The organism is candidate division WOR-3 bacterium, from assembly GCA_039802005.1.
In the GTDB taxonomy this organism is placed as follows: Bacteria; Hydrothermota; Tepidihabitantia; order SM23-42; family JAOAFX01; genus JAOAFX01.
In genome coordinates this window covers 32,963-46,156 of the sequence record JBDRVV010000011.1, presented here as the reverse complement: position 1 = coordinate 46,156, position 13,194 = coordinate 32,963, and the positions used below count along the sequence as shown (strand labels likewise).

At 38.7% G+C, this 13,194-nt stretch carries 15 protein-coding genes; 1 reads left to right on the top strand and 14 read right to left on the bottom strand.

Annotated elements, in window-relative coordinates:
• Window positions 1-63: 63 nt before the first annotated feature.
• On the bottom strand, window positions 64-702 hold the full coding sequence (locus ABIL69_05235; protein MEO0123391.1) for a corrinoid protein: 639 nt from the start codon (window positions 700-702) through the stop codon (window positions 64-66).
• An 835-nt stretch (window positions 703-1,537) separates the two neighbouring features.
• Between ABIL69_05235 and ABIL69_05230 the strand changes: the two genes are divergently transcribed.
• A complete protein-coding gene (locus ABIL69_05230) occupies window positions 1,538-2,410 on the top strand; it encodes a site-specific DNA-methyltransferase (GenBank protein MEO0123390.1) in 873 nt (290 codons plus the stop codon).
• A gap of 384 nt (window positions 2,411-2,794) precedes the next feature.
• Here the strand turns inward: ABIL69_05230 and yedE are convergent, their stop codons facing one another.
• The 13 genes from yedE to ABIL69_05165 form a co-directional block, all read right to left on the bottom strand.
• Window positions 2,795-3,859, bottom strand: a complete 1,065-nt coding sequence (yedE, locus tag ABIL69_05225) for a YedE family putative selenium transporter (protein ID MEO0123389.1) — start codon at window positions 3,857-3,859, stop codon at window positions 2,795-2,797.
• Window positions 3,860-3,872: 13 nt separating this feature from the next.
• A complete protein-coding gene (locus tag ABIL69_05220; GenBank protein ID MEO0123388.1) occupies window positions 3,873-4,865 on the bottom strand; it encodes a hypothetical protein in 993 nt (330 codons plus the stop codon).
• A 38-nt stretch (window positions 4,866-4,903) separates the two neighbouring features.
• Window positions 4,904-5,095 carry a hypothetical protein gene (locus ABIL69_05215; protein ID MEO0123387.1) on the bottom strand — a complete coding sequence of 64 codons (192 nt, stop codon included), beginning with the start codon at window positions 5,093-5,095 and terminating at the stop codon, window positions 4,904-4,906.
• A 4-nt stretch (window positions 5,096-5,099) separates the two neighbouring features.
• Entirely contained in the window at window positions 5,100-5,744 is a 645-nt protein-coding gene (locus ABIL69_05210; protein ID MEO0123386.1) for a YdjY domain-containing protein, read from the bottom strand.
• A 13-nt stretch (window positions 5,745-5,757) separates the two neighbouring features.
• A complete protein-coding gene (locus tag ABIL69_05205) occupies window positions 5,758-6,180 on the bottom strand; it encodes a hypothetical protein (GenBank protein ID MEO0123385.1) in 423 nt (140 codons plus the stop codon).
• Window positions 6,181-6,219: 39 nt separating this feature from the next.
• Window positions 6,220-6,744, bottom strand: coding sequence for an Ig-like domain-containing protein (locus ABIL69_05200; GenBank protein MEO0123384.1), 525 nt, complete (start codon window positions 6,742-6,744; stop codon window positions 6,220-6,222).
• A 103-nt stretch (window positions 6,745-6,847) separates the two neighbouring features.
• Complete coding sequence (locus tag ABIL69_05195) at window positions 6,848-7,507, bottom strand: YdjY domain-containing protein (GenBank protein ID MEO0123383.1); 660 nt, start codon at window positions 7,505-7,507, stop codon at window positions 6,848-6,850.
• A 12-nt stretch (window positions 7,508-7,519) separates the two neighbouring features.
• Window positions 7,520-8,317 (bottom strand): methyltransferase domain-containing protein, encoded by a 798-nt coding sequence (locus tag ABIL69_05190; GenBank protein MEO0123382.1) that lies wholly within the window; start codon window positions 8,315-8,317, stop codon window positions 7,520-7,522.
• Between the two features lie 11 nt (window positions 8,318-8,328).
• Window positions 8,329-9,891 (bottom strand): sodium:solute symporter family protein, encoded by a 1,563-nt coding sequence (locus ABIL69_05185; GenBank protein ID MEO0123381.1) that lies wholly within the window; start codon window positions 9,889-9,891, stop codon window positions 8,329-8,331.
• Window positions 9,891-10,667 carry a hypothetical protein gene (locus ABIL69_05180; protein ID MEO0123380.1) on the bottom strand — a complete coding sequence of 259 codons (777 nt, stop codon included), beginning with the start codon at window positions 10,665-10,667 and terminating at the stop codon, window positions 9,891-9,893. The genes ABIL69_05185 and ABIL69_05180 overlap by 1 nt, the downstream gene beginning before the upstream one ends.
• A 2-nt stretch (window positions 10,668-10,669) precedes the next feature.
• Window positions 10,670-11,440, bottom strand: a complete 771-nt coding sequence (locus ABIL69_05175; GenBank protein MEO0123379.1) for an acyl-CoA dehydratase activase — start codon at window positions 11,438-11,440, stop codon at window positions 10,670-10,672.
• A gap of 49 nt (window positions 11,441-11,489) precedes the next feature.
• Complete coding sequence (locus ABIL69_05170) at window positions 11,490-12,767, bottom strand: double-cubane-cluster-containing anaerobic reductase (protein MEO0123378.1); 1,278 nt, start codon at window positions 12,765-12,767, stop codon at window positions 11,490-11,492.
• A 64-nt stretch (window positions 12,768-12,831) separates the two neighbouring features.
• A complete protein-coding gene (locus tag ABIL69_05165) occupies window positions 12,832-13,134 on the bottom strand; it encodes a ferredoxin-thioredoxin reductase catalytic domain-containing protein (protein MEO0123377.1) in 303 nt (100 codons plus the stop codon).
• Between the last annotated feature and the right edge of the window lie 60 nt (window positions 13,135-13,194).

The following is a 13,194-nucleotide window of genomic DNA, read 5'->3' as shown; positions in this document are numbered from 1 at the left end:
ATCTCCGTGGATTTAAGCCGTAAGGGTTTTATCTCTTTCTTACAAATTAACTCCATAAAATCCTTACGAATTAACTCCAATAATTTTATCCACCAGTTTCACTGCCCCGGCTGCATCCTCGGCATAGCCGTCCGCACCGATCTTATCGGCATACTCCTGATTTATCGGTGCACCACCAACTATTACCTTTACATATTTTCGTAATTTCTTTTTGTTTAACAATTTAATTATTGTCTCCATCTGTATCATCGTTGTGGTCATTAAAGAAGAAAGGGCAAGTATCTGGGGATTCTCCTGGGCAACCATTTCAATAAATTTTTCATTGGGCACATCCTTGCCTAAATCTATGATTTCATAACCGCTTGCCTCAAGCATTACCTTTACAATATTCTTCCCTATATCATGTATGTCACCCTGGACAACACCGATTACAATCTTTGCCTTTTTTTCGATCTTCTGTTCAACGAGAAGTGGCCTGATCAACTCAAATCCGGCATAAAATGCCTCGGATGCAAGCAAAACTTCAGGCACATAATATTCTTTGCTCTCAAAAAGCCTGCCCACTTCTTTCATACCCGGAATCAAACCCTGTTCCAAAATATCTTTTGGCGCAACACCTTCTTCCAAAAATTCCTTAACTAACTTCTTGACCTTCTCTTCTTCAAACCCGACCACTGCTTTCTTAATCAATGCAAAATCCAATTTGCCCCCTTTTAAAGTTATTTTATTCAAGAATTTGTCGTTGGCAATAGATAATTTACTTCGGTAAGCCAATTAATTCTCTAAAAATATGTTATTGACTTATTAAATGATTTTTGTATAATTTGGTATGGTGAATATAAAAGATATTCAACGGGAGTATGAAAGGGCTATTCTTGCATCACAGGAACTTTACGCAGGCAGAAGAACCAAAGATACTGCTGGTGCTGTCAGATATACAAAAGGTAAGATTGTGGAGGATATTACCAAAGACCTTGTTAAAATTGCATGGTCAGAAATATCTGCTGATTCTACCCGTCTTAAAATGGACAAAAAGAAAGTTGTTATCAAAACAAATGATGAGGTATATAAACTATCACAAGATATTCATATCTATATTGATGGAATATTCAGAATCAGTGTGGAGTGTAAATCCTATACAGAAGTAGCAATGTATAAAAGAGTTTTGGTTGATGCCAGTTTACTCAAGGCTGCGGTTCCCACAATAAACGCATTTTTTATTGTGCAATTGGAGAATTTCTTAGGTGGAGATTACGGCAAAAAAATAGAAGTAAAGGGCAGTGAGTCAGTAATTACGCTAAACAGACTTTTCCCAGAACTAAATATGAAAATTATAACTCTACTAGATGGTGATAGAGATATAAACAAACCTTTGCACAAACCAGAATATTTTAAACCTCTTACTGAAAAGAGGCTCACCTATGCAATTGAACAGTTTAAAAAAGTAATGCTACTAAGCATAAATAAAACGGAAAAATTTATCCACGAGCCGAATGCTGAATATAGAAATGTAAAAATTTACCCTGATGTTAAGTTAATGAAAAGAGAAAGGAAAGTTATTAATAGGATTCAGAAGGAAAAGGTGAGAGGCGGCACAAAGCATTTAACACAAATAAAATCGCAGATTACCACGGTTGCAGTATCTCATTTAATAAACAGAATTATTTGTGGAGATAGTGAGTTTATATTGAAATCTTTCCCCGATAATTGTGTTGATATCATAATTACTTCGCCACCATATAATTTCGGATTGGATTACAACAATGACAAAAATAAAGATGCATTATATTGGCAGGATTATTTTGATAAATTAAATAGAATCTGGAAAGAATGTTATCGAGTTTTAAAACCAGCAGGAAGAATTTGCGTTAATATTCAACCTTTATTTTCTGATTATATGCCAACCCATCATATCATTTCAAAACAACTAATGGAGTTGGGGTTACTTTGGAAGGCTGAAATCATCTGGGAGAAACACAATTATAATTGTAAATATACTGCTTGGGGCAGTTGGAAAAGCCCCAGTATGCCGTATCTAAAATATACCTGGGAGTTTATTGAAATTTTTTGTAAAGAATCGCATAGAAAAGAAGGTGAAGTCTCAAAAATAGATATTACTGGCGATGAATTTAAGAAGTGGGTATATGCACGCTGGGACATTGCTCCTGAAAGTAATATGAAAAAATATAACCACCCAGCAATGTTTCCAGAAGAGTTAGTAGAACGATTATTGAAATTGTTCAGCTATCAGGATGATATTGTTTTGGATCCATTCAATGGTGTTGGGACTACAACTTTAGTAGCATATAAGCTAAAAAGGAGATTTGTTGGGATAGATATATCGGAAGAATATTGTAAGACCGCCGAACAAAGATTGAAGGATGAACAGCAGCAAACGAAATTGTTTTGAGAGACGCCATTTTTACGGCACTAAGACCGAATAGACTTGCCGAATAAATTACACAAACTATTTTGATAGCCAGAATCCCGATGAAATAATTTTTGAAATCACCTCGGCCGGGTTTAGAATATTGGTAACACCTTTTCCTTTGGATGCCCAAAAATCTGCGGAACTAATGGGTATATCTTATTTGATGGATAGACCAAAATGCATTGAGCAATGGACTCCACTCTGCTGGTATAAGATATTACTCAACTGGGAAAACGATACCTGTAGTGAATTAAGTTAAGGTATTGACGTTTTTTAAAATTTTTCTACTTTATCTTTACTGAACTTTTCATTTCGTCATTACGCTAATTGGCGCAACGAAGTAATCCGCTACTTATCTATGTTCTAACCTTTTGGAGTTTTAGAAACTCTTTCAATACTTGTAATTCCTATTAGCAATAAAAATATAATTGAAACAATAACCCCTGAAATTGCCTGGATTGGCACACCTTTTGGGGATGCTACGATATTGAAATTGTGTCCAATAGCAATTCCAACAAACATTCCGAAAATTGCTATTAAAGAGTCAAGATTTCCCCGGCTCGCCATTATCGTCTGCTTAAAAGGACAGCCACCAAGCATTATTGAACCAAATCCAATCACAAACATAGAAAGTAAATTCCATAAATTAGCAGTATGGGCAATCGGGTGGGCACCGGATTTGAATTGACCAAATGCCAGATTTGCAATAAATGCAACTATCAAAAAGGCAATCGTCCCCTGGACTCTATGAAAACTTTTTATTATAACCAGATCAAGTGTTCCACCCAGGGAGCAGAAAGAAGACCATTGACCTAGAATGCCTAATAAGATTCCTGCCCCGAGTGACATTAGAATTGGTGCATGGGCAGTATGTTTTTTATTAACGCCGGTAGGATCAAAAATCAATAAGATTAATAATATTATTCCAATCAAAGGTGTTAACCAGGCTAAAAATTTTCCGTTTTTCGTCTCTAATGATCTTCCCATAGATAATCCACTTTTGACAAAGTAGTTAAATACTATAACCGCAATGATCACACCCAATAAACCAAAGAGGGCGGTCCAGTCCCCCGCAGAAATTCTGCCAAACATTCTTATCGGACAACCCAAAAATATCAAGGCGTTATAACCAACAAGAATGCCTATGATAAATCTCAATATCGGTTTTGCACCCCAGGTTGCACGCATCTGTTTGGTAAAGAGTGCAAATATCGTTGCACCCAGGATAAATCCGATTATTTCGGGTCTTATATAACTGACCGCAGTAATCTTATGCAAACCTATAGCACCAGCGATATCGCGATAAAAACATAAAACACAAATCCCCATATTTGCTGGATTTCCCATTTTTCCTAAAAATGCGAATAAAAAGCCCATTACTCCGCCGGTTATTAACAAGCCCGGTGACAGAAATAATTTCTTTTCCATTTTATTCTCCTATCTATTTTGGGATTATATAAGTCAATTCTATTCCTGTTGTATTTGCCCAGATATTTGTATTACTTTTCAAAAAGGTATTATACGCACTCAGTGAAAGGTTTTTTAATCTTTCTCCTGATGATAATGGCTTACGCATAAGTCTTAATTCCAAACTTGCTGAATTGTATTTGTTTGTTAATGTATCTCTTGGTGGTCTTGAATAAATTCTTATGCGTATCCATAAGAAGTTATTTTCTTTAAATTGCTGGACAAATTGTGACCAGATTGTATACGATACTGAACCAGCAAAATTGTTAAACTGCCGGTAACCTAAATGTATTGCATTTTTTTCTGTTATACGATGAGCAATAAAGGGTTCAAATGCATTCGTCCAGGTAACTTCTTGAGCAGTTGTAGAAAAATTTGGAAAAATAAAGGTATTTTTGAACATCAGGTAGGTGCGGGGCGTAATAATCTGCTGCCAGCGTAAAACTAAAGAATGGAAAACGCTACCATTGTTGAGCATCATTGAATATGTGGGTTCAAACATTGATGCCAGTCCGATATTGATGCGGGCACCGAAGATGCCTGAATGGCTTTCACTGTTATTTATAGAACGGAGATATTCATAAAAAAAGTAAGGAAATACCTGGGGTGAAGATGCGTACCCTGCACCGAATTTAATCCGGTGGTCAAATTCATAGGTTATCGGTTCAATAAATCTACGGTATGAATTTTCTTTCAGGGTGTATTCGCGAAATTCATATCTAAAAACAAATACATCTTTAGGTGTAAATCTTTTGCGTAAACGAAACATGCTCTTATGGGTAGGAATCAAAAAGTCCGCAGTGTCCGGTTCATCTTCTTCAGGTAATGGACTGTTACATATACCATATTGATAATTAATGTCCAGCCGTGCCTTAAGTGTGGGTTCAAGAGTTGGACCAGCAGGAAAAACCAAAGATAAGGGCATAATTAACAACAGGAAAATTAAAAAGTTTATTTTTTGTAGCATCTTCTATCTCCTCTCAGAACTCTGAGAAAAAATCACGGTCAAGTTGGGCAGCCTGAATGACTGCCCCCTTCGGTAACGGTTTCTTCAGCACGGATAAAATCAATATCTTTATCTTCGTCAACGAACATCATATCACCTTTGGTGAGCGGTGAAGACTTTTTGAAGACTGACGAGCAGGAGTTTATGATTATTGCTAAAAGTATCAACAGATATAAAACAAATCTTTTCATCTATCTATTGGGCAAGTTTAAATGTAACGATCACCAGTGTAGAATCAGCGGGTAAAAGTTCGGCACGCGGTCTAAATGTATAGACCTGCATCATCTTCTCATACCAGTTATAAGTCGTATTGCTGGTGATACTTATATTACAAGCAGTATAACACATTATACACCCCATATTCGTGTCAATCGCCCTCTGCTTGCCATTGTGCATTCTTATTTCAAAGCCGCGATTAAGGCTATCCTGCACGAGCTCATTTAAGGTATAAGATTTGGGCGCTCCATCCCAGCGAAATGTCACCTCAAATTTGCTACCCGTGGCAACTGCGGCGCTATCCGGGTTATCACCGATATCTATTCCCGGATCAGCACCGATATCAATCAGGGCATCAAAAAAATCCGCATGATTACAATATGCCTGTAATAAAGCCTTGGGCGCCCTGACCCCACCCTGGTAGACGATGCAATTATGTAAAGAAGCTGAATCATCACACCAGATGCGATTCAATCTTGTGGCAATCCGGACTTCCTTATTTTCTATATCAACAACAATCGGTTTTTCTGGTGTCGGATCGGTAATCTCTTCTTTTTTCTTCGAACAAAGACTAATAGTTAGGATAAAACTGATGAGAATTATTGATATTTTTTTATTAAACATCCGACCTCCTTTTTTACTCTCTTTTGTACAAATAATTCAAATACCGAAGCATCAGTTCATTTTTATTATTAAGACTATCAACTAACGCCCCAAAGATTATTGTGGAGCATATTGCCCGATAGTTATTGGAATTGCCAGACCAACAAGCAACCCGGACGATGCTGTCTTGATCTTTAAATAAAACCGTTCCCTCCTGGGGGATTAATTTATCCACTAAATGATCCGGTCCCTGTCTGTATAAATAGCCAAAAGAGAATGAATCCACTATCGATGCCGACTGTCCGATTAGAAGTTTTACATTACCACTATCCATAGGCAATCCATCGCCTCCAAACACACAACCAAAGCGTCTAAGCAATTGAGTCGTATCACTTAGCCCCACAAAATCACATCCTTCAATATATAATCCTTTTCCTGAATCAAGAAATTCGGTCAATCTTTGTCGCTCAGCCTGAGCGATTATTGATAGATCCCCTCAAGTTCTTTCCCAGCCGAGGGTGATAAAACCAACCTTGTAAGAACTCAAATCCGGTGGTAAAAAAGTCAGTTTATCACAACTGTATCCATTGACAATTATTGTCTGTTCAAGCCAGTAACTGCAATCAATAGATTTATTGATGTTTGAATCATAAAATACATCATTCTGGTCAAAGAGCCAGATAAAAATCTCCGTGTTATCAAGGTTGTTGAAAGCAGTCACATTCAATATATCTGAAGTACCTTCATTATCTTCGAGGTCATATGCCTTGGCATAGATTGAATGTCTTGAATTATCAGGCACATTTCTTGTATCCCACTGATACATACATATAGAGTCATCGGCAGTCTGAACCAGATGATTATCAAGATATATTTCTACCCTTGAGATACCACTGCTGTCGTATGCAGCGACTTTTATAGAACAGACATTTGCAACCACAGCACTTTGGGGACTTAAAATTTCTACTTCAGGGGGTTCGGTATCAGGTTCTATCTTTGATTTGCAGGAGAAGAAAATCACTATTCCAAGAGATAAGATTAGGATTGATTTGAATTTAGGTGAATGATAAATGTCGACCTCCAATTCACTTGGGGGGATGCTTACGCACCCCCCCAAACGGTTTCTATTGTACCTTTCTGAAAATCACAACCGCATGAGTGCCATCAGCAGGCCATTTTTCCTTGATCGGTCTGAAGGGCCATTTTACACCGCTATAGTAAAAATCATATGCAGTATAGGATGGGTTGCTCGTGATTGAAGTCTTGCAAGTGGTATAACACCAGATGCAACCTTTGTTCAATGCTTCGGCACGCGCATAACTGTTATGCATTCGGCATTTGAATTCTCTGCCTAAAGAATCTTCAACAAGTTCGTTAATATCATATATCGTAGTATCGCCATCAAACTTTACCAATACCTTGAATTCGGTTCCCGTAGGAACTCCATTGGTATCAGGGGGGTCACCAATGTCAACACCGGGATCGGCACCGACAGTGAGTAACGCAAAATAAAAATCGGAATGATGGACATTAGCGACCAGCACTGCCTTGCCACCATTGGTGCCATATTTCGAAACAATGCAATTATGATTTGATACAGAATCATCTACCCACATCCTGTTTACTACGCAGGATATCTTCACTTCATTATTAGCGGTATCAATGACTACTGGATTCAATGGTGTGGGATCAGTTATTTTTTCTTCCTCTTCTTTTCCGCAAAAGATAGTGAGGGATGCAATCACTATGCATCCAAGGATGATTAGGGTTTTTAGTTGTTTCATTTTACCTCCTTTTTATGGTTTTTGTCCGATAAATAAGCCGCTGCCGACCTGATGGTTGTGTGCGGCTTTGCGCCAGATCGTGACCAGGTTCTCGGCAAAACTATAGAGGTCTGGACCAAAGTTCTTTAGAATATCGGGTTTCATTTTTACGGTCACCATTTCATAGTACTGGTCAAAGTGCTTGGCAAATGCCTCGGTATTATCAATCGCCTCAAGAACCTTAAAGCCAACCTTCTTCATAAGCTCCTGATAACCTTCAAACGACTCCATATATGGAAATGCCATAGAATCGTAGAGTGGTTCAAGTTCCTGGGGCGTGATTTTCCCGGTAATAATCCAGTCAGTAAATCCAATCTTGCCCCCGGGTTTCAATACCCGATATGCCTCACGCAAAAGTCTTTCTTTATCCGTTACATAACACCAAGCTTCCTGCCCCCAGACGACATCAATGGTTCCTGACTTAAAAGGCAAATCCATCACATTCCCTTCATAGTATTCAATCATATGTTCAAGTTTTGCCGCCTTGGTCCTTTCAATTGCCTTTTTTAACATCGTCTTTGTGGCATCAACTCCCTTCACATAGACCCCATATTTGCTTGCCAGATGCCTTGCTGGTGCACCGAGCGCACTGCAAAGGTCAGCAACGACCATTCCGGGTTTTAAACCCAGTTTTTGTGCCAGGACATCGGTCGCTTCTGGTCCGCCGGAGTGAATCTGCTCCCCCATCACTGCCTCCCAGAGCAGACCACCAGGACCATCATACACATCCTGGACATCCTTTATTGTATAGTCTTTTTTATAGATCTCCATAATACCCCCTTTCATTCTTTTGCAATATCAAATATTTCAACTCCTTCAAGTGGTTGAGGTGCTACTACCTTTATTTCTTCGGGAGTTGAAGGTTTTCCTATCAAAGAGCCAACAATTAAACCAATGATCGAACCAACAAGTCCAATGATAATATAACCTAAATATGTATCTGCAAGCCACTTTGGCGAATAATTGTGCTTCCAGATATGATATTCGAGAATATAGAATGCAACATTTCCGACAAATCCAAGGATTGAGCTTAATATCACGCCTAAACGGTTAGCTTTTTTCCAAAATATTGCAAAAGCAGGTATTGCGATTGACGCAGTAAGAACACCAGATGAAAGGATATAAACATCCATCAAAGAAGTAGCATTAATAGCATAGATAAGCGCAAGCCCAATTGCAAACATTGATAATATTCTTGACAATTGGGCAATCTTTTCGCGTGAAAGTCCTTTCATGAAATTTGGTTGAATTATGTCATAAGTAAGTGGTAGTGCAGTAACATTAGCAAAGGTATCTACTGTAGACATCTGGGCAGAGAGCAATCCCACGAGCATAAGAATCTGCGCCCAGAATGGAAAATATTGCAAAATGATTGCGGAGATGATGCCCGTTGCGTCAGCACCGATTGCACTAGCACTTGACTCCAACCCTGGAGGAAAGAGAATGAGTGCACAAAAAGCAATGATTGTGGGGATTGTTATAACAAAGACAGTGATCAAAACAAGCGCAAGCCAGGCACCCTTCTTTGCTTCTTTTAAACTATTTGCCCCCTGAATTCTCAATAATAGATCTTGTTCAATCATCCATCCCGGGAGATAGGCGAATAAAAGAATAATCGGCATTGCAATACCACAGGCAAAAAGATTGAACATGGTATCTTTTCCATAATAAGGGGTGGGTGTATTCTTCAAAGTGCTGATGATATCTCCGTTTGTAATTGCCGAAGCTGTGTTAATACTAACTATACCCAATACCGTTATAAATATTGCCATAAATACGAATTGTAAAAAATCAGTAATCACTACAGCCCTGAATCCACCGAAATAGGTGTAGATCATTATTGGAATTGCCACAATAATCATTGTCGTTACCGGGGTTATCTTCAAAAACGGCGCCCCCAAATGCCCGACCATAAATAATTCCGCACCGGTCCAGGATGTGAAGACGAAAATTGAACATAATCCAATTATTAAGCGTGTTGGCCCCCCAAATCTTTTTTGAATAGCTTCGGGTAGTGAAATTGCTGGTAATCTACGCACAAATGGAACCATTAAGATTATGATAAAACATAATATAAACCATGGTAAGGGCAGTATCCATATACCTGATAATCCCATTTGGTAAATCATAGACATACCGTATCCTAACCATCCTAACATTAACCAACCAGCAGTAAGAGAAATTGCCAGACGCCAACCAGGAAAACGTCTGCTTGCAATCCAGAAATCAAGAATTTGATGGGTGGCGGTATCTTTGTGGATTTTTCGCCAAATTACATAACCAATGGTTATTACAAATAAAAAGTATGCTATTGCCGCGGACCAGAAAAAGAAAGTCGGCGCCACTATTCACCTCCGAATGAATACACGATACTCAGTCCGAACCCACCATGCAAGTTCTGGGTATTTGTAAAACTCTGGATATACTCTTTGAGTTCGGAATCAACAATTGCAGCAAAATTTATGTCTCCGGTAATGGTTAGGTATTTTGATAGATTCCCGGGTGGTATATAATTAATTTTTAACGTTGCTCCAAAATCGGTTAGGCAGAACTTGTCCAGTCCGTAGTAGTAGGCATTATGTTTGCCATCTGCTAAACCGAGTGCCAGTGTAAAATTTGCACCAAGTGGACCAAAAGAGAAACCTTTTGAAATAGATGGAGAAGCGTAAAATCCTTTTGCTTTAATTATATCGTAGTTTATGCTAAGGAGTCCTTGAACGAGTTTTAGATCGCTACCAATTTTAAGATAGATCTCACCCGTGGTCGGAAATGATGGACCGTAAGCAGACCCAGGATATGTGTAAAGGACAAAACCCATAGTGGGCGTAATAGGACCTATAGCCCGTGTATAATCAAGATAGAACGCCAAGTCGGTAATTTGAAATTGTTTTTGCTTTGTGTCCGTCAAATCAAGGGATCCCCAAGTGCAAAATGTAATACCAGACCAGTTTATCCATAAGTCAGGCCAGAGCACGGGTTCATTATTAAACACCGCCCCGCGCCATACATATTTGTTTCTCATCTGAAGATCTATCCCGATCATTGGCATAACTGAAGAACTGCTTATGCCTGCTAATGTTAACAAGATAGCGATTGTATAGAGGGGTTTAATTCGGTTCATATTTATCTCCTTTCTTTTATTGTCATTATTTCAAAATTTTTAGCAGCGATTATTGCTGCGCCCAAGGCGCCGATTATCTGGGGCTCTTCAGGAACTAATATATTTCCCAATTTTTTCTTCAGCAATTGAACCATACATTTATTCTTTGCCACACCGCCGGCAAAGACAATTTTTTGTTCAGGATTCATTCTTGAAACCATGGTCATTACCCGGTTAATTATTGAATGGTGCAGACTCAATGCGATATCTTTTTTATCTTCACCACGGGCAATAAGAGATATCACTTCTGATTCCGCGAAGACCGTGCACATTGAATTTATTGGTATAGAGTTACTACCTTTCAAGGCTTCGGTGCCAAAATCTTCTATTTTGTAGCCGAGTGTCTGTGCCATAACCTCAAGGAATTTTCCGGTCCCGGCGGCACAACGGTCATTCATTTCGAAATCAGCAACCTCCCCACTTTTTATTTTTATCACTTTTGTATCCTGCCCACCAATATCAATGACGGTCCGGCAGTCGGGATAGAAAAAATAGGCGCCGGTTGCATATGCCTTTATCTCGGTTACAATCGGACAATTGTAATTCTCCTGCATCAGGTATCTTCCATAACCGGTTGCTACAAGTTGGTCAAATTTCTTGTCTTTTAAAACCTCTTCAATCTTTTTAAGTGGTTCTACTGTGGTATCAGTAATCTGGTAATCAAAAATTTTATTATCATTAAGACACACAAACTTAATAGTCCTTGAACCTATGTCAATTCCGGCGGTAACCATTATTTGCCTTTATTGCCCTTAATTGCCCCTAATTGCCTTTTATTGCCCATTATTTCAATGTCTCTAAGAACGCTTCAATCCTTGTGCGTAGTTGTGCAGTATCTTCTTCTGAATAGTCGGTAACAATCTTTAAACTCGGCATGTTATCTTGTTTTAATGCACCTTCAATTCTGATAGCTTCGATATTATAAGTGTGGCAATACTGAAGGATGTACTGAACAACCCCTTTTACATTTCCTTCTTTTGCCAGATTCCTTGCCATATCAAGGCGGTCATTATTCGGTGTAAAGCAGGAGCAGTTTAACTTTAAGTAACGGTCAGCAATTGCACCAAGGAGTCCATCAACATCATTCGCCTTTGTATCAACAAGGTCCTTGAAATATTTCACACCGGTGCAGGTCTCATCAACTACTACTGCACCCCCTGAAGTTTCTATTAAAGAATGGATCTTCCAGTTTCCCATAACCGATGGGCAACCTGAGACCATAATTCGTTTTGCCTTGTCTGAAAATGGTGAAATCCCTTTTTTTATTCTGTCTTCAAGTTCATCACACAATTCTTCAACTTTTTTCGTGAAGCGAACAGGTTCATCATTTAATGCTGCCTGCATAACAACCAGGGTATCAAGACCACTGATTGGTGTTGGTTCTTTGAGTCTCAGTTTAGCCAATCGCTGAAGTACTTTCCGTTTATTATTCATTATCTCAATTTTTTCTTTCAAGACAGATGGGTTTAATTTCTTTTCTGCAAGTTTCTCCAAATTCTCAGCAAACAAATGAATTTCATTCTCCCAGAGATTGGCATCGATAACATTCTTTTTTTGAGGCAATTCCATAATATGGAAATTTACCTTCTGGGCAAGGATATCCCATACTTTTTTCTTTGCATCGCAGGTTGTCTCACCGACGGCAAGACTCTTTATTGGCGCATAAGGGCAGGTCTTTGAGAAAGCAAGGCCTAAGGTAGATTTTACAAGTGGACAGATATCCCTGGGTAGCATTTTTTCAGCATAAGGAACAGAAAAATTTGTGCCCCCGCACAGGGCAATTGGCACTAAATCCAAAGCCATTATTATCTCTTCAGGAACATAGATACAGAAAAATCCGACAATCTTTTTGCCCTTGGATTTTTCTTCAATCAATTCTGCAACCCTGCCACCATGCGATTCGTGGAGCACACTATCAAAATATTCCATCGTTTTGGGACGATTTTTTTGCTTCCCGACGGTATTTTGAAAACATTTATTGATATAATTGAGGACTTCGTTATGCAAATTTACATCAAGTCCTAATTCTTGCCACATCTTTTCATAGTTGTTACCAGACATATAAATTCCTTTCACCCTTACCTGTATTCTCTCCCTTCAAGGGAGAAGAAGAATGCTAAGGGTCTTATTTTTTCTCCTTCCTAAAAAATAATTCACAAAAACAGTGTCCATCTTTTTTCACTTCTTCATCAAGTGTCGGGCAGGGGCAGAGAACATCATTTTTCAGGTCCGGTGGTTCACTCTGTTTACAGGGGCAATAGTATTTTCCGTATTCAAGATAATTCATTGTCATCAGACCAATCACCTTTTTTACCCGGCTTATCTTTTTATTAAAGACATAGCCTTTTTGACGGGCAACCTTGATTAGCCTTTCGTAGTTTTTATTATATTCTTTTGTTCCCACTATTTTATCCCAGGGATTGGGCATATCGCCTCCTTTCGACCAGCGTCCCAACCAAAACCTTAAAACCATCTACTCTTGGTTGCA

What these genes read in the sequence shown, in the direction of transcription:
- ABIL69_05195 (MEO0123383.1), bottom strand. Translation starts at nt 7,507, where the DNA reads ATGAAACAACTAAAAACCCTAATCATCCTTGGATGCATAGTGATTGCA.
- ABIL69_05230 (MEO0123390.1), top strand. Translation starts at nt 1,538, where the DNA reads ATGAAAAGAGAAAGGAAAGTTATTAATAGGATTCAGAAGGAAAAGGTG.
- yedE (MEO0123389.1), bottom strand. Translation starts at nt 3,859, where the DNA reads ATGGAAAAGAAATTATTTCTGTCACCGGGCTTGTTAATAACCGGCGGA.
- ABIL69_05220 (MEO0123388.1), bottom strand. Translation starts at nt 4,865, where the DNA reads ATGCTACAAAAAATAAACTTTTTAATTTTCCTGTTGTTAATTATGCCC.
- ABIL69_05180 (MEO0123380.1), bottom strand. Translation starts at nt 10,667, where the DNA reads ATGAACCGAATTAAACCCCTCTATACAATCGCTATCTTGTTAACATTA.
- ABIL69_05210 (MEO0123386.1), bottom strand. Translation starts at nt 5,744, where the DNA reads ATGTTTAATAAAAAAATATCAATAATTCTCATCAGTTTTATCCTAACT.
- ABIL69_05215 (MEO0123387.1), bottom strand. Translation starts at nt 5,095, where the DNA reads ATGAAAAGATTTGTTTTATATCTGTTGATACTTTTAGCAATAATCATA.
- ABIL69_05175 (MEO0123379.1), bottom strand. Translation starts at nt 11,440, where the DNA reads ATGGTTACCGCCGGAATTGACATAGGTTCAAGGACTATTAAGTTTGTG.
- ABIL69_05170 (MEO0123378.1), bottom strand. Translation starts at nt 12,767, where the DNA reads ATGTCTGGTAACAACTATGAAAAGATGTGGCAAGAATTAGGACTTGAT.
- ABIL69_05165 (MEO0123377.1), bottom strand. Translation starts at nt 13,134, where the DNA reads ATGCCCAATCCCTGGGATAAAATAGTGGGAACAAAAGAATATAATAAA.
- ABIL69_05190 (MEO0123382.1), bottom strand. Translation starts at nt 8,317, where the DNA reads ATGGAGATCTATAAAAAAGACTATACAATAAAGGATGTCCAGGATGTG.